Origin of the sequence: Tardiphaga sp. 619_E2_N8_4 (genome assembly GCF_051810905.1) — a bacterium.
GTDB lineage: Bacteria > Pseudomonadota > Alphaproteobacteria > Rhizobiales > Xanthobacteraceae > Tardiphaga > Tardiphaga robiniae.
The window spans coordinates 5,893,245-5,910,372 of record NZ_JBPWQJ010000001.1 but is presented as its reverse complement, the minus strand read 5'-3'; the positions used below and the strand labels follow the sequence as shown (position 1 = coordinate 5,910,372).

Annotated in this window: 11 protein-coding genes; 3 read left to right on the top strand and 8 right to left on the bottom strand. The window is 61.3% G+C overall.

Translation table 11 applies throughout. The annotated features are described in order from the left end of the window. The first annotated feature begins 197 nt into the window (after positions 1-197). From AB8A23_RS28030 to AB8A23_RS28020, 3 genes are read left to right on the top strand one after another with little or no spacing between them, the layout of a single operon-like run. Positions 198-1,739: a cytochrome P450 gene (locus AB8A23_RS28030; RefSeq protein WP_439057452.1), complete on the top strand. Its 1,542-nt coding sequence runs from the start codon at positions 198-200 to the stop codon at positions 1,737-1,739. Beyond that, positions 1,736-3,802, top strand: coding sequence for a hypothetical protein (locus AB8A23_RS28025; RefSeq protein ID WP_439057453.1), 2,067 nt, complete (start codon positions 1,736-1,738; stop codon positions 3,800-3,802). Before AB8A23_RS28030 ends, AB8A23_RS28025 begins: the two co-directional genes overlap by 4 nt. Positions 3,803-3,808: 6 nt before the next feature. Continuing rightward, positions 3,809-5,392 carry a Dyp-type peroxidase gene (locus tag AB8A23_RS28020; protein ID WP_439057454.1) on the top strand — a complete coding sequence of 528 codons (1,584 nt, stop codon included), beginning with the start codon at positions 3,809-3,811 and terminating at the stop codon, positions 5,390-5,392. Positions 5,393-5,413: 21 nt separating this feature from the next. On the opposite strand, the gene AB8A23_RS28015 is transcribed toward AB8A23_RS28020, so the two are convergent. The 8 genes from AB8A23_RS28015 to AB8A23_RS27980 form a co-directional block, all read right to left on the bottom strand. After that, on the bottom strand, positions 5,414-8,608 hold the full coding sequence (locus AB8A23_RS28015; RefSeq protein WP_439057455.1) for an ATP-binding protein: 3,195 nt from the start codon (positions 8,606-8,608) through the stop codon (positions 5,414-5,416). Positions 8,609-8,855: 247 nt separating this feature from the next. After that, positions 8,856-9,887: an ABC transporter ATP-binding protein gene (locus AB8A23_RS28010; protein WP_439057456.1), complete on the bottom strand. Its 1,032-nt coding sequence runs from the start codon at positions 9,885-9,887 to the stop codon at positions 8,856-8,858. Further along, complete coding sequence (locus AB8A23_RS28005) at positions 9,884-10,879, bottom strand: ABC transporter ATP-binding protein (RefSeq protein WP_439057457.1); 996 nt, start codon at positions 10,877-10,879, stop codon at positions 9,884-9,886. Before AB8A23_RS28005 ends, AB8A23_RS28010 begins: the two co-directional genes overlap by 4 nt. Before the next feature lie 3 nt (positions 10,880-10,882). Continuing rightward, on the bottom strand, positions 10,883-11,785 hold the full coding sequence (locus AB8A23_RS28000; protein ID WP_439057458.1) for an ABC transporter permease: 903 nt from the start codon (positions 11,783-11,785) through the stop codon (positions 10,883-10,885). After that, complete coding sequence (locus AB8A23_RS27995) at positions 11,782-12,762, bottom strand: ABC transporter permease (RefSeq protein WP_175366953.1); 981 nt, start codon at positions 12,760-12,762, stop codon at positions 11,782-11,784. The genes AB8A23_RS28000 and AB8A23_RS27995 overlap by 4 nt, the downstream gene beginning before the upstream one ends. Positions 12,763-12,794: 32 nt before the next feature. Further along, positions 12,795-14,423, bottom strand: a complete 1,629-nt coding sequence (locus tag AB8A23_RS27990; RefSeq protein ID WP_439057459.1) for an ABC transporter substrate-binding protein — start codon at positions 14,421-14,423, stop codon at positions 12,795-12,797. 16 nt (positions 14,424-14,439) lie between these two features. Beyond that, positions 14,440-15,441 (bottom strand): CobW family GTP-binding protein, encoded by a 1,002-nt coding sequence (locus AB8A23_RS27985; protein ID WP_439057460.1) that lies wholly within the window; start codon positions 15,439-15,441, stop codon positions 14,440-14,442. After that, positions 15,438-17,084, bottom strand: coding sequence for an amidohydrolase (locus tag AB8A23_RS27980; RefSeq protein WP_439057461.1), 1,647 nt, complete (start codon positions 17,082-17,084; stop codon positions 15,438-15,440). The genes AB8A23_RS27985 and AB8A23_RS27980 overlap by 4 nt, the downstream gene beginning before the upstream one ends. Positions 17,085-17,128: the final 44 nt, after the last annotated feature.

Sequence of the window (17,128 nt, the reverse complement as noted above, 5' to 3'; positions counted from 1 at the left end):
TCACTGACGCGGGGAAATGCGGCAGCTAACGTGTCGGCCATGATGGCGCTGGCCAGCGGCTGGTTGTTGCGGCTTGCAAATCTGACAACAATCCTAGTTTTGGCGAGCTATCTTCGATGGAATATAGATAGTTCTACAACTACAAACGCTCTTGTTCTAATGCTGAGCACTCCAACCCGAGCCGAATAGGCGCACCGATGCATGGGATTCGCGAGACCAAGGATCTGGTGCTGCCGGCAGACGGCCAGGATCAACATTCATTGAAATTATTCCGGGATCAGGTGGTTGGCGACGATACGCCGGATCAGTCGGCAACCGGCACATCCGGCTCGAAGCTGACTGATCCCAATGGACTCGATCCAGGTGGCGCCAGCGCTGTGGATCGCTTCGGACGACGCCTGCGTATGTGGGGCGAGCTCGTCAAATATCGGCTGTCCTGCCACGTGCTCTCCCATCTTCGGTTGTTCAAGGCGGTCTTCGCGGTGCTGCGCGTCGTGCGGCCCATCGCGGTCGTCGGCAACGTCCTTGTGGCGACAAAGGCCAGCGATGTACGCGAGGTGCTCGAACGCTTCGACGACTTTGAACTGGGCGACACCATCGAGCCCGGAATGCCCTGGGGACCGTTTCTGATGACGGTCGATGGGCGAGAGCAGCATGCCCGCGAGAGGGAAATGCTGCAGAGCGTGGTCGAGAAGACTGATGCCCGGCTCATCCGGACGATCGCTTCCGAGAATTGCCAGTCCTGCATCGAGGCATTGAAGGACTCGGGCCAGATCGACGTTGTCGCCGATCTGGCGGAGCCGGTGATGGTTGCCGTCCTGGCCGAATACTTTGGCGTCCCTCCACTGAATGGAGACCGGCAGCGAATGGCAGGCGTCATGCGGAATCTGGCCGGCATCATTATGGTCAACCCGCCAGTTGGTTCGCTTCCGTGGAGCCGGTCTCGCGCCGATATCGCAGATCTGACCTGTCAACTGACGCAGCAGCTTGGATCCGGCGGCCCCACTACTGCCGCCGCATCGCACCCATCCATTCCAGCTCACAGCCTGCTGGCACGGTTGCAGCGCCGCCATGGTCAGCCGGGCAACCCGCCCTGGTTTGATGAGGAATGGATTCGCTGCTATCTGACCGGGCTGGTTGCGACGGGCGGAGCCACCATTATCCGCGGTGTCACCCATGCCGTGGATCAGTTGCTGGAGCAGGCCGGGGCTTTGGCGCATGCTCAGGCACTGTCCGCTGCACTCGAGCGTGCGATCCACACCGATCAAGGATCGGTCGCCGCTGATGCGCCGAATGGCCAGCTCGCAGCGGCGCGGGAGGCGTTACGTGGCTGCATCTATGAAGCCATGCGGTTTCGTCCGATGCTGCCTTTGCTGGTGCGAACATGCCCGCGTGATACGATCATCGCCAACGGCACCCCGCGGGCCCGGCGGGTGCCTGCCGGGACGCTTGTCTTGGCACCGCCGCTGGCGGCCATGTTCGATTCCGAAGCATTTCCAGACCCGCTCACATTTCGCGATCGTCCCATCGAGAGTTACTTTCATTTCGGTTTCGGGCCGCGCCACTGTTTCGGCAAATACATTGCTGACGTGGTCATGCTGGAGATCGTCCGCGCGCTGATGCGCCTGCCGGGTCTGGCGCGCGCGCCCGGACAGGGCGGTCAGGTCGGCTACGACGGGCCAGCACCTTGCTCGCTGCGCGTGACGTTCAATGCGAATGGATCGGAGCCCGTCCATTGAATCCGAATTTCACAACGATCATCACGCCGATCGAACCGTCCAAAGTTGAATGGTGCAGGGGCTATCTTCGCGACAATGCCGACCCGCAGTTTGGCGGTGAGGCAGCGTTTCTTGAGTGCCGCCCATTGTTTCCATTCGACAAGATTGCAGGTCTGCATTTTTGTAGTTTTGTCATCCTGGACGCTGCCGACGGGGGCGGGCCTTGTCTCGTATTCGAGGCAACGTTCGATGGCCCGAGAGCGGGTTTTCTGGATGAGCTGTTAAAGTATGCACCAATTGGTTTCGACGAGGTCTACCGCCGGTGTGTCGGCTATCCCTTGTCAGGAACAACGACCCCAAATCTGGTCCGGGAGTATTGGGAGCGCCAAGACGTCGGTGCGAATACGTTCTTTAGTGGCAGTCCCGGCCGCACGGTGGTGCAGGTCAAAGGCGAGAACAGCGTTCGGAAGGGAATCGTGTCGTTTCTTTCGGCGCGATTTCTCGTCGATGCGATCTTGCCCGGTCGCCCGGCTGGGTTGCTCGATCACGTGACACGAGAGTGCATTCGCGGCAGTGCCGACAATCGCTGGGCAGAGCAGCCGGCGCAATTGCCATGGCAGATGACGCTTCGAACCCAGATCGCCGTTGCGGCTGGTATCGTCGTTGCGCTGCTGGCATGCGCTCTGGGCGCACTCGTGTGCTGGGCTTTGGGCTATCGACCATCAGCGCTCTACGCGGTGCTGCCGCTATGGCTTGAGACGGTCGGTCACGCAACGCAGCATCTCGATACAAAGGTATCGGCATTGCCGTGGGTCTCACAGCTCACCGAAGTCATACAGCCGGCAACGCTGACCGGCTTGATGCTATTGAGCGTGATGTGGCTGGTGGTCCGGGCGGCAGAACTTCTTCTCCGGAGTGCGAGCAAAAATACCCGCGACCAGCATCTGTTCTGGCGCTTTCCGCTGCAATTGGCGGTCGTTACACGATACGCGCTGCTCGGTGTGCTCATCGGTGTTGTCACGCTCGCGGTCATCTCCGGCGTTGACAGATCACCGACATGGGCCGGGATATTGGTGGATGGTCCGAGTGGGATCCTGATGTCGCTGGGTGCGGTGCTGGTGGTCATGTTCCAGCTTGTCTGTATTGGGGGGCTGTTGCTCGTCGGCTGGTATTGCACGACATCGCTGCAGTTGATGGTCGAGCTTCAGCCTCTCAGCAAGACGCGCGAGAATCTGCGGCGTATGGCATTGGATGTTATCCAGTTCGCCATGTTCCTTCTGGTCTCGGTCGGCGTCCTGCTCGTTGCAGCGCTGCTGCCGGAAACGGTCATCAGCAACGTGGCTGGAATGGCCAGATCGCTCACTTACGGCTGGCTTCTGATGGTTCTGTTGGGATGGAGCGGCGTGATGGCCGGCTATCTCGTCGGACTGCTGGCTCTGTGCGCGGTTGGGGCACTCGAGTATCGCGACAGGACGACGTTTGAACATCCCGCGGGTCTTTTAATCCGGGCTCGCGACAACGCGCGCAAATATGCGCGCGAGGAAGCCGGAATTAACCGGTACCAGAATCATCTGGCCAGCATCACCTGTGTGAAGCCGGGTGTCCTTCGATACTGGATCCTTCGACTGGCCCTGTTCGCCGTCAATGTTCTCGCGAAATTCTGGTTCAACAAGGGCGAGCTTGGCGGCATCCCAACCATCCTCTCGGCGCGCTGGGTGCTGATCGATGGTGGCCGGCGTCTGCTATTTCTCGACAATTTCGGCGGTGCCTGGGAGAGCTACCTCAACGAGTTCATCGATCTGGCCGCCGTGAAGGGGCTGAATGCGATCTGGACCAATACGTTCGTGAACGCGGCAGGGAAACGCTACGGTTTTCCGCCCACGCGTTTTCTGTTCTGGCAAGGCGCGCAGGATGCGAGGCCGTTCAAGGCCTATGTGCGGCAGAGCCAAGTGGAAACCATCGTCTGGTACGGCGCCTATCCTATGCTCGGTGTTGTCGGCATCAATGCGAACACCGATACCAGACAAGATCTGTTCGCTCCGTTGAGTTCGCCGGCTATCGATCGATTCCTCCAACGTCTTTGAAAAACCATGAACACGGAAAAAATCGAATGGCATGATGTGCAGGGGCTGCTGTTAAGCGGCTATCCGCAATTGCCGTACTCCGCCTATGTGGCCTGGCACTTTCTTCCAGGCCAGCGGGATGCTGCCAAGCGCTGGCTGCGCGATCTGGCCGAGCGATTGATGCGCGCGGACAGGATTGAGGGGGAAGATGACGGCGCGACGGATCTGCAGTTACCGCCGACGAACATCCGGGCACTTAAGGCCATGCGTGTTGGCGATCGGACGGCGATCAATCTGGCCATCACTGCCAGCGGCCTCCAGGAGCTAGATCTCGACGAGTATCAGCTGTCGGACTTCTCCGTGGAATTTCTCGAAGGCATGGCGCCGAAGCCGACGTCTGGCAGACGGATGCCCCGACGCTCCGGCCTTCTCGGCGACGCGGGAGAAAGCTCACCGTGCCGATGGGAGTGGGGTGGATGGGGGCCGTCCGCCGAGGTGCACGGCATGCTGTTGCTTTATGCATCCGAAGAACATGTGTTGCAGGCCCTAGTCCAGGCGGAGCAGCGCGCGATGAACGGCGTTGCCGACGTTGTTGTGACTGGTGACCAAGGCAACGGCCGGCCCGTCATCGTCCATGGCCGCCTCTATGACGATGCCAAGGAGCATTTCGGCTTCGTCGACGGCATCTCGCAGCCGATCATCGAGGGGTCGCCCCTGGCTATCCGAAGCGAGGAAAACGCCAAGAACGAGAAAAAAGCCAAGTCTTGTCACACCCCCGCGGGCAGTGGCGAAAGAGACAAGGTCCTGAGCGCAAAAGACCGCCGCATCTCCCTGGTCAAGCCAGGCGAATTTGTGCTCGGCTATCGCAATGAACGTCGGGAGCGCATCAGCAGCCAATCCGTGAAGCCCGGCTCCAATCTGCGTGATCTGCTGCGTAACGGAACCTACCTGGTGTTCCGGCAACTGGAGCAGGACGTGGACGCCTTCGAGAAATTTGTTGCCAGCATCGCTACCCGAATGCATGGCAAAGCCGATGTCGAGGCGACAGAGGAGGTTGCGGCACGGCTGATCGGTCGGTACCGCAACGGTGCGCCGCTGGTGCGTGCCGGCGCCGATTCACCGTCGGCACCCGAACGCAATGATTTTCTTTACGCCTACGAAGACGAGTCAGGGATGGCCTGTCCGATTGGTGCGCATATTCGCCGTGCCAATCCGCGCGATGCCATTGGCTCCGACCCGGATGTCGCACTGAAGCTGTCCAAGATGCATCGCATTATCAGGCGCGGCCGGCCCTATGGAGCCAGGCGCGGCGAGCAGGACGAGACAACCGGCAAGGGTTCTCGGCGCGGGACGGCGTTCATCGCGTTGAACGCCGATATCGCTGGCCAGTTCGAGATGATCCAGCATTCGTGGCTGAACAATCCTCAGTTCGGGGGACTGCCCGTCGGGACCGATCCGATTAGCCATGTTGCCCATGACGGAGATGAACTCGTCATTCAGCAGAGACCGTTCAATCTCCATATCGGAAAACCTCGCCCCTTTGTCACGGTGCGCGGTGGGGCGTACTTTTTCCTGCCGGGTATCAATGCCATCCGCACCCTGGCCGATTGAGCTCGCAGCCAGGGTCTGATTTCAGGCAACCAAGGTGGCAAGCGCATCGTTGCAGAGCGTCGTGTAAGGCTGCATGGAGCACTGTTCGGCGAGACCGAGCGCTTCGCGATAGTATCGTTCTGCGGTGGTCGTGTTGCTCGTATCGAGAATATGGGCAATGTCGCCCAGAAGCTTCTTGGCGTAGACTTGCTGCGGCAATTCTCCGCGCTCTTCCGCCAGTGCTAGCGCTCTTTCAGCTACGGCTTTGGCTTCCTTGCTGCGGCCGGCGGCAAGGAAAGCACGACCTTGAGCGATGAACAGAAAGCGCCAGCCGAATGCGTGTTCAGCGAGCGGAATATCCAGCTTTTCAGGCACTGCGAGGATGTTGAGCGCAGATTCGACATCGCCCAATGCGAGATAGGCTTCGCCCATCCGGGACGCGAAGACCGGGTACATCTGTTTCATCTCAAGATCGAGGCATGTCTGCCAGCTCTCATTCAGCAGCGCGAGCGCTTCGACAGGGCGCCCTTGCGCGATCCGGAGCCGACCAAAAACATGATTAATGTTGGCGCGTGAATACGAGTGGTTCGCCGCCACCGCCAACAGCCTTGCCTCTTTTGCAAGAGCCTCTGCGCGAGAGAAGTCACCGAGATCGATCAGTGAATCGGCCATGAAGGTCCGAAGCATCACGCTGGGAAGCGCGGCCCATCCAGCGCGCTTCTCGTCGATCTCTGGCGTTTCGATCGCGAGACATTTTTCGTGATACGCAAGCGATTGCGTGAAGTCGCCGGTTTCATGGTGGATGATGCCCACATTGTGGAGAGCGGCAAAGGTCAGGACGGGTTGGCCGATCTTCTCTGCGATCGACTGTGCCGTTTGGGCAGCAGTCATGGCTTCGACGTGATAGCCAAGTCTCCAGAGTGCGACTGTCAACTGACAATTCACCGCCGCAATCCGCCATGGTTCCCGGGATTCTTCGGCCAGCCGGCGCGCCTCACGCAAGACGTCGGCAATACGTTGATGCATGCCGATTGGTTCGAGCGCCGTAATCACCGTCAGATGCAGATCTATTTCAGAGATGGTTTTCTTCGATGACGGCGGCCAATGCGCCAGCGTTTCGCGGCCACGCTCGTAAATGGCGATCGCATCCTGATTGGCGCCACGCTTGATTGCTCGACGGCAGCTCCGCAACTGATACGGAACTGCCTTTTGCCATAGCTCAGCGAGAAACGCGTGGTCGGCAAGTCGGTCGATATACTCGTCGAGACGGTCGGCGAATCGAAGCTCGATAATTTCGATCGCCTTGGCGTGGAGATAGCGACGGACGCTGAGTAGCATCATGCCGTAGGCCACTTCTCTCGTGAGCTCATGTTTGAACGAATATTCGACGGTGCCGGAGGCAGTGGCCATTCTGAGAAAATCCCCCGACTCCAGCGCCAGAAGACGAGGAGCCAGTTCGTCGGGATCAGTTCCAACCATGCCGGACAGCAGGATCAATGAGATGTCTTTGCCGATCACGGCGGACATTTGCAAAAGCGATTTCGTCGCTTGATCGAGTAGGTCGATACGCGATGCCAGAACGGAATGAATGGTCTCGGGGATTTTGATATTAGACGATCCATCGCTGACTTTGTAGCGGCCCGGATCGCCGACTAGCACCTTCGTATCTTTGAGTGCCTGGGCCAGTTCCTCCACGAAGAGTGGATTGCCTTGCGCTTTCGCGAGGACACGTCGTCTGATGTAGCCCAGACTTCCGTCATCGCCCAACAGCGATACAAGCAGTTGATCACCGTCCGGCTCGCTGAGCGGCGCGATGTCCAGGCGTTCAACCGCTCGACCGGACCAGATGCGTTCCGGGCGTTGCGTGACGACCACGAGGACCCGGGCGCTATCGAGCATCCCCATGATGCTGTTCAGAATGAGCTGGGTTTCGGCATCGACCCAGTGGATGTCCTCGATCAGGATGAGCAAGGGCGTCAACCGTTCCTGCGAGAAGACGAGCGTCTTCATGGCGTCGATGACCTTATTGCGTCTTTCGGATGGCTCAAGCTTTTTCCAGTCTTCGTCCTCGCTGTTGAGATCCAGGAGCGAGAGGATGGCCGGAAGATGTGGGGGCAGATTTGGATCGAGGCGGGCAACACGGGTGCTGGTCCGGCTGGCAGCTGAGGCGGGGCTATCCTCGGCGCGTACGCCGAAGAGCTCACGTATCAACGTGCTGACGGGATAGTAGCTGGAGTTCGCGCGTTGAGAAGCGCAGGTCGTCTGCAGGACGAGCCATTCTTCTGGAACGCTGGCGATGAACTCATGGACCAGACGCGATTTGCCGATCCCGGCAGGGCCGACAATGGTCACCGCGCGTCCGTGTCCCGCAGCGGCGTTATCCAGCAGTTTCTTGAGGGAATCTAATTCTGTCCGACGTCCGATCAGCGGACTGAGGCCGCCGGATGAGCGAGCCTGCCAGCGTGTGCGCGGCCGCATCGACACCAGTTCATAGGTCTCCACCGGCTCGGCGACCCCTTTGGCTTTTTCGGGCCCGAGCTGCAATGCGCTGATGAAGCCCTTCGCGAGTTGGAAGGTGTCGGACGACAACTTGATCGAGCCAGGGGAGGCAAGCGCTTCCATTCTGGCGGCGAGGTGAACCGTTTTTCCGACGGCGTCATAGTTCATCGCCAGATTGTTGCCGATCGAATGAATGATGACCTGTCCGGAATTCAGGCCAATTCTGATACTGATCGAGCGCTGATGCAGACGATTGAATTCGATGATTGCATTTCTCGCAGCCAGTGCTGCGCGGCAGGCCTGGACGGCGTGGTCTTCGCTCGCAATGGGGGCGCCGAAGAGCGCCATAATGCCGTCACCGCGCGTCTGATTGACCAACCCATCGTGCTCATGCACGGCGTCCATCAGCCGCTTGAGCACTGGGCCAATAACTTCCAGCGCTTCTTCTGGATCCAACTGGTCGATGAGTTCGGTCGACCGCTGGATATCGGCAAACAGGACAGTGACACGTTTGCGCTCGCCCAGCATGGATGTGCCGGACCGCATGATACGCTCAGCGAGTTCTGGCGGGATTTGCGATTGCAGGAATGAGAGTGCATGAACGCCAAGCGCAGTTGGAGCAGCCCTTGGCCGCCCGCAGCCACCGCAAAAGCGTGCATCCAATTGCATCGTGAACCCGCAATACGCGCATTGGGTCGCGGAATCGTCCAATAGGTTGTGCCCTTCTTTGGATGCCACCTTTCACCCTTTCCGGCGGAGCAAGCAATCTATCCAATTGCGCGATCATGGCAATGTCGGGAGCTATGTCTCAGGCCAGGGTGAGCGTGGTGTGATCTGGAAAGCATCGGCCGGTTGCGCCTAATACCAAATCGGACGGTTCGCGCGATCCGGATGGGGACAGCGCAATAGGCGCGCCATGCTGCAAGCGTCGACGAACATATGAGTGACAGCAATTGGCGCAAAGCGGACGCCCCACAGCGACGGCTCACAGGGATGCAAAATCCGGAGGGGCGATCTCGCCGGTCCGATGGCAGGCGATGAAGTGTTCCTCGGCCTCGACCTGAAGGATAGGCAATTCGTCACGGCACCGCTCCACCACGAACGGGCAGCGCTGCGCGAAGCGGCAGCCGGGCGGTGGATCCACCGGACTCGGTGGATCGCCCTTGACCAGATAGTCCTTCTTCAGCCGGTCGCGCAGCGGGCCGGGCGGTGCGGCGGCTGATATCAGCGACCAGCTATAGGGATGCAAGGGTGCCGAGAAGAACACCTGCGCCGGCGCCTGTTCGACGATGCGTCCGAGATACATCACCGCAATCTCGTCGCAGAAATGCTGGATCACGCCGAGATCGTGCGAGATGAAGATATAGGTCAGGCCGCGCTCGCGCTGTAGCTTCTTCAGCAGGTTCAGGATCTGCGCCTGGATAGCGACGTCGAGTGCCGACACCGCTTCGTCGCAGACGATCAGGTCGGGTTCTGGCGCCATCGCACGTGCAATGCACAGACGCTGGCGCTGGCCGCCGGAAAACTGATGCGGAAACAGATCAGCCGCCTGCGGCGGCAGGCCGACTTCCTCCAGAAGCTGTTTGACCCGGACCTCGCGCTCGCGTGGCGAGCCGATGCCGAGCAGGTCGAGCGGTTCGCGGATCAGATCGCCCGCGCGGCGCCGCGGATCCAGTGCCGAGAACGGATCCTGGAACACGATCTGGAATTTGCTGCGCGCCAGCCGCAGTTTCTCGCCGCGGAAGTCTGCGATGTTCTCGCCGCCGAACACGATCTGGCCGGAGGTCATCGGGATCAGCCGCATCACCGCCTGCGCAGTGGTCGATTTGCCGGAGCCGCTTTCGCCGACGATGCCGAAGGTGGTGCCGCGGCGGACGCGAAAACTCACGCCGTCGACCGCGTGGACCTTCGAGGGTCGACCGAACATGCCGCGGCGTCCGGCCGGGAAGTGCACCACGAGATCGTTGACGTCGAGCAGGACGTCTGCGGGCGCAGATATATTCAAGCCATCGCTCACGGTGTGATCTCCTGATGACGCCAGCACGATACGGCGGCACCGGCATCGATGCGATCGAGCGGCGGCTGCGGCTGTGCGCGACAGATCGCGCCGGCAAAGGCACAGCGCGGCAGGAAAGCGCAGTCCGGCCCGCGTGCGCCGAGCGGCGGCACCATACCTGGGATTTCGTCGAGCTCGGCCGAGGCATGGTTGCTCATGCGGCCGAGCTGCAGATGTGGCACGCAGGCCATCAGCCCGCGCGTATAGGGATGCCGCGCACGGGCGATGATCTCGTGTGCGGCGCCCTGTTCGATGCAGCGGCCGGCATAGAGCACGGCGACATCGTCGGCGAGTTCGGCGACGGCGCCGAGATCATGGGTGATCAGCACGATGGCCGTGTCGGTGTCGTCCTGCAATTCGCTGAGCAGGTCGAAGATCTGCGCCTGCACGGTGACGTCGAGCGCGGTGGTCGGCTCGTCTGCGATCAGAAGCTTCGGCTTGCAGGCCAGCGCCATGGCGATCATCACACGTTGCCGCATGCCGCCGGACAATTGATGCGGATAGGCATCGACGCGTTTGTCAGCCGCGGGGATCTGCACCGCCTTGAGAAACTGTATCGCTTGCGCATGGGCATCGCGGCGGCTCAGTCCGCGGTGCTGACGCAGCACCTCGCCGATCTGGTCACCGACCGTGTAGAGCGGGTTGAGCGCCGTCATCGGCTCCTGGAAGATCATCGACATCTTGTCGCCGCGCAGGCTGCGCAACTCCTTGGGTGATGCCGATAAAACCTCGACGCCATCCAGCAGAATGCTGCCGGAGGTGACGCGAAAGTCTTCGGGCAATAGCTGCATTATCGCGAGCGCGGTCATGCTTTTGCCGCAGCCGGACTCGCCGACCAGCGCCATGGTCTTGCCTTGCGCGACGTCGAATGACAGATGCTCAAGCACCGGCACCATGCCCTTGGTGCCGTTCATCGAGACACTGAGATCCTTGACGGAGAGAACGGGGGGCATCGCTCAGCCTCGCTTCCGCAGGCGCGGATTGATGGCATCATTGACGCCGTCGCCGATCAGGCTGATGGCGAGCACCGCGATGAAGATCGCCGCACCCGGAAACGCCACGGTCCACCAAGCATTGAGCACATAATTGCGGTTCTGCCCAAGCATCAGGCCCCAGCTCATGGTGTTGGGATCGCCGAGGCCGAGGAAGCTCAATCCGCCCTCGAACAAGATGGCCACGCCGATCGCGAGCGTCGCCGAGACGATGATCGGCGGCAGTGCATTCGGCAACACGACGCGCAGGATGAGGTGACCATTGCCAGCGCCGGCGGCGCGCGATGCCTTGACGAAATCGAGATTGCGCAAGCGCAGGAACTCCGCGCGGGTCAGGCGCGCGGCAGACGGCCAGCTCACCACGCCAATCGCGATGGTCACGGTGGTCAGCGTCTGCCCGAACAGAGTGACCAGCACCATGGCGAACAGCAGCGGCGGCAGGATCTGGAAGAACTCGGTGATCTTGGTCAGTGCCGTGTCGATGGGGCCGCCGAAGAAGCCGGCCAGCGAACCGATGGTGACGCCGATCACGATGGTGATGATCGCGGCCACGCCGCCGACAGTCAGAGTGGCACGGCCGCCCTGCAGCAGCCCTGCCAGGATATCGCGGCCGAGATAGTCGGTGCCGAGCCAGGTGTCCGCATCCGGCGGCGTGAAGGGCGCGCCGGCAATGTCGAGCGGATCGACGCCGTAGATCGACGGCCCGAACAGGGTGGCGAGCATCAGAAACAGCAGCACAACCGCGCCGACGACGCCCGCCGGGCTGCGGGCAAACTGGCGCAGCGCGGCCATCATGGGCGATGCTGCGGCGCTCACGGGCAGCGCAGTCTTGTCGGGCTTGATGGCAGTGGATTCGATCGTGGTCATCGGGCCCCCGAACGGATGCGCGGATCGACCAGGCGATAGACCAGATCGGTGATGATATTGGCGGCCATGACCAAGACTGCCGAGAAGAACAGCACGGCGAGCAGGGTCGGATAATCTCGGCGCAGAATGGATTCGAACACCAGCCGTCCCATGCCGGGCCAGCTGAACACCGTCTCGACCAGCACGGCGCCCGCGAACAGATGGCCGAATTGCAGCCCGGCGACAGTGACAATCGGGATCAGCGTGTTGCGCAGCGCATGTTTGCCGATCACGATAAATTCTGGCAGGCCCTTGGCGCGGGCGGTGCGCACGTAGTCAGCCGTCAGCGCATCGATCATGTTGACACGGGCGAGCCGGCTATATTGCGCGATGAAGACGAGTGCGAGCGTGGTCGCGGGCAGCACGAGATGCTGCAATATATCCACGACATGCGCGAAGCCGACCTTGGGCCGCGCGACGTCGGTCATGCCCGTCACCGGCAGGATCGGCCACACCGATCCGAACAGCAGCAGCAACATCAGCCCGGTCCAGAACACCGGCGCGGCATAGCCCGCAAGCGAGATGATGGTGACGCCCTGGCTGAACAGCCCGTTCGGCTTGCGGGCGCTGACGACGCCGAGCAGCGTGCCGATCACCACCGAGATCGCCAGCGCCGACAGCACCAGATACAGCGTCGCCGGAATGCGCTGGGCGATCAGGCCGGTCACGGGGGCATTGAAATAATAGGAATAGCCGAAGTCGCCGGTGGCGACGCTGCCGAGATAGGTGAAGAGCTGTTCGAGCAGGCTCTTGTCGAGGCCGTATTTGACCCGCAGTGCAGCGATGACGTCGGCCGACGCACCGCCCATCTCGCCCGCGATCACTAGAGCGGGATCGCCGGGCGCAGCATGGATCAGGCAGAAATTGAGGACCAGCACGGCGATAAGGAGGCCAACTGCATTGGCCACCTGACGCAGAATGTGAAGAGCGAGGTTCATGGTGCTGGACCGTCAGAGTGAGCCGAAGACCATCAGGTCTTCGGCGGCACTTCCCAATAAAGCTCGTCGAGCGGCGACATCATGCCCCAGATCGACGTCGGCAGACCGCCGAGGCCCTTGCTGAAGGCGTTGCGATAGGGCGCTCCGTTAATGAAATAGATCGGCACGTCGTTAACGACGATCTTCTGGAATTCCGAATACAATGCCTTACGCTTCTCGGGCGACGTCTCCTGCGCGCCTGCGGCGAGCAGTTCGTCCACCTTCGGGTTGCTGTATTGCTGGGTGTTCGACCAGATGATGCCCTTGCGGATGTTGCTCGAAAGGTACGTGCGGTTGACGCCGATCACCGGATCACCCCAGTTGAACACGTTGTCCATCGTCAAGTCGTAGTCGAAATTCGAAATACGCTGCGCCCAGGTCGGGAAGTCCGGCGCGGCACGGACTTCCAGATTGATGCCGACGCGCTTGAGCTGCGAGCGCAGATATTCGGCGACATTGCGCTGCTGTTCCTCGTCACCGGGGATATAGTCGATGGTGAGGCTCATGCGCGTGCCGTCGGCAGCCTTCGGATAGCCGGCGTCGTCGAGTAGCTTCGCCGACTTCGCGAGATCGAGCTTGTACATCTCGACGCCGGGCTCCAGCAGCAGCGATCCCGGGGCGATCGGGCTGGTGGCGGTCTTCGCCTTGCCGCCCATCAGTTTGCTGGTGATGAACTCGCGATTGGCTGCGTATGCTATCGCCTGACGCACGCGCACGTCATCGAGCGGCTTCTTCTTGGTGTTGAAGGCGAGCCAGTTGATCGGACCGACGCCGGCAAAGCCCTTGTCGATGACCATCACGTTCGGCATCTTCTCGATGCGCTCGATGTCGCGGGTGTTTGAGACGAACGGCAGCACGTTGACGTCGCCGCGCTCAAGCGAGACCACAGCGGCATTGGAATCCGATACCAGCTTGACGACGATCTTGTCGAGCTTGGGCTTGCCGGTGATGAAGAACTTGTCGAACTTCTCCAACGTGTAATATTCGCCCTGCTTGTATTCGGTGAGGCGATAGGGGCCTGAGCCGACCGGCTTCAGATTGGCGGGATGCGCCTTGATATCCTGGCCGTCGCCATAGACGTGTTTCGGCAGGATCGGCATCAGTGCAGGCGACATCGCCAAAAGCAGCGCCGGGTGCGGATGCTTCAGGCGGATGATAGCGGTGAGCGGGTCGGGCGTATCGACCTTATCGACAGCGGCCAGCATGCTCTGAAAGGGATGGTTCGCCTTGATGGTCATGATTGAAAAGGCGACGTCTTCGGACGTGACCGGCTTGCCGTCGTGGAACAGGGCATTGTCGACCAGCTTCAGCGTCACCGAGAGGCCGTCCGGCGCGACCTCCCACGACTTTGCGAGATAAGGCTGCGGATTCCAGTTGTCGTCATAGCGCAGCGGACTGGCGAAGATTTGCGTGGACGGCATCGCGGTGGCGAGGCCGGACTGCACGGCGCCGTTGAAGTGGCGTGGCACCTGCGTCGAGGCGATCACCAGCGTGCCGCCGTCGGCGGCAAGTGCCGGCTTGACGCTTGGCGCGATGGCGGTTGCGACGAGGGCAAGGCCCAGAGCGCAGGCCAGAAGAGACGCTTTCAGCGAACGGGGTCGTCGTGACCAGATCGAAGACATCTTGTCGGTCCTTCTCTCAGAGGGTGAATGCAGCGTGCCGACGGTTGAGGTCCGCCGTTGTCGGGTGTGTTTGTGAAACCTGGATCAGCGCGCCATCGAGAATGGCATCAAGCGCGGCGGCATCGGGCAGAGCGTCGGTGCCGACGCCGACCAGCATGATGTCGTTTTGAGCCGTCATATCGGCGGGAGCGGGTGTCAGCGCCCAGTCTTGCCCGACCATCTGCAGCAGCGCTGGCGACGCATCACCGGCGATCCGGCATTGTCCTTTGAGGCGCAAAAGCTGCGGCGGCAATGCGGCTAGTGCTGCTGTAAGCTGGCCACGATCGAACGTGCCGCTGCGCCGATACGACCAGCGGTGGAACGCGCCTTCATGATCGGCGCGGTCGTTCACGGCGGTCGCGGCAAAGCGCGATGTCGCTTTGACCTCGCCGTCCGGCAGGACCGGCAGCGTATCTTCCGTCGTCTCGATGATCTGGATGTCGGGACGCAGCGCCGCGACCGTGGCGCGGGCCGCATCGGCGGCGGTGCGGTTTAGCAGGTCTACCTTGTTGAGCAGCACGAGACTGCAGCGATCGAACTGGCCGCGCACGGTGTCGCCGACGTGACTGTCGATCAGCAGTTTTGAAATGCGGGATGCATCCGCGACCACGATCACAGCATTCAGGCGCAGGCTCGGCTCCACCAGTGCGATCTCGGCGATGCGCCAGGGATCACCGACGCCCGACGCTTCGATGATGATGTGATCGAACGGGATGGCGTCGTCGAGGATCCGGCCCAGCGTATCCAGAAAGCCGCCGCCGATGCTGCAGCAGACGCAGCCATTGGTCAGCGTCATGGTGGTGCCGTCGTGCTGCGCGATCAGGCCGGCGTCGATGTTCACCGCGCCGAAGTCGTTGACCAGAACGGCATAGCGGGCGGAGCCGGTGCGAAGGAGGTGATTGAGATAGGTCGTCTTGCCGGCGCCGAGAAAGCCGCCGACCACCGTCACGGGAATTTTCGCTGATGACGCTGCCGTCATGCCCGTGGCGCCTCCCGCACGTGGCCGCCGACCACGGTGCCCCAGATGGCAATATCCTTGAGCTTCTTCGGCGCGACTTCAAATGGATCTTCATCAAGTACCGCGAAGTCCGCATATTTGCCGGCCTCGATGCTGCCGACGATGTGATCGAGCTTCAGCGTATAGGCAGCGTTGATCGTGATCGCGGCAAGCGCCTGTTCGACGGTCAGCGCTTCGGTCTCCTTGCCGAGCACACGTCCGCTCGACGACACGCGGTTGACGGCACACCAGGCGGTGAACAGCGGGCTCAGCGGCGTCACCGGGGCGTCGGAATGGATTGCGAAGGGAACGCCGACGCGCAGCGCGGTACCGGTGGCGTCGAGTCTGTTGGCGCGTTCCGGACCCATGGTCAGCTCATAATGCGAGTCACCCCAGTAATAGACGTGATTGGAAAACAAGTTGACACACATGCCGAGCGATTTCATGCGCTTGAACTGCGCAGCATCCGCCATCTGGCAATGCTGCAGCGTATGGCGGTGATCGGGCCGCGGCCTTGCGATCTGCGCGGCCTCGACGGCATCGAGCGCCACTTCGGTGGCTTCGTCGCCATTGGTGTGGATGTGCAGCTGGATGCCCGCATTGTGGTAAGCTGCGACGATGGACGGCAGTTCTTCCGGCGCGATGTACCACAACCCGTTGGGTGCGCCGTTGTGATAACCCGGCCAGCGCAGCCGCGCGGTAAAGCCCTGAATCGAGCCGTCGACCACCAGCTTGACGATGCCATAGTGAAGCTTGTCATTGTTCGACGCCTTCAGTGTCTTGATCTTCTCGACGCCCTGTTCCGGGCTGTGCGACACCGAGGCCATGGCCGGGACCAGGCGCACCGAGAAATCATCGCGCCGACTTGCGGCGCGATAGACCTCGATGGTCAGGTCAGCAAGATCGTTGTGCAGGTCGGTGATGGTAGTCACGCCCTGAATGCACGACGATGCCGCGTAGCGGTTGACGTCATCGGCTGTGAGATTGCCAGACAGTGGATTGGTGCCGAGCACGCGGAACACGCGAAAGCGAGCGGCAATGCCCTGGACTTCGCCGGATGGTTCGCCGTCCTTGCCCATCACCACGCCGGAAATATTGGTGGTGCGATCGAGCTCGGCGCGCTGCAGCACGATAGTGTTGACGTTGCTGATGTGGAACGATGCATGCACGACCATGATCGGCCGCGTGGCCGATACGCGGTCGAGATCCTGCCGCGTGAGGGACACGCTGCCGATATGCAGGGGATCGAAGCCCCAGGCGAATAGCGGTGCCTCGGGATCTGTCATCGCTGCCTCGGCTTCCTGCAGCCGCCCGACGATGGCATCGATATCCGGCAGGCCCTGGACGAGTTTGCCTTCGGGCGAGCGGCGGTCGAAGGCGCCGACATAAGGCAGCGACCACATCATGCCTTCCATGATGTGGCTGTGGCCTTCAACGAAGCCGGGCAGCAGCACCTTGTCCTTGAAACGGTCGTCGACCTTGGCGCCGCTGGTACCGACGATCTCGTCGAAGCTGCCGACTGCGACGATCCGGCCGTCCCGCACTGCGACATGCGTTGCCGATGGCCGCGACGGGTTCATGGTCACGATCTTGCGGGCCGAAAAAACAATCGTATCCTGGCTCAATGGACCACCCTCAAAATTCCGTCATCGAAGCGTGAGGCCTCGCA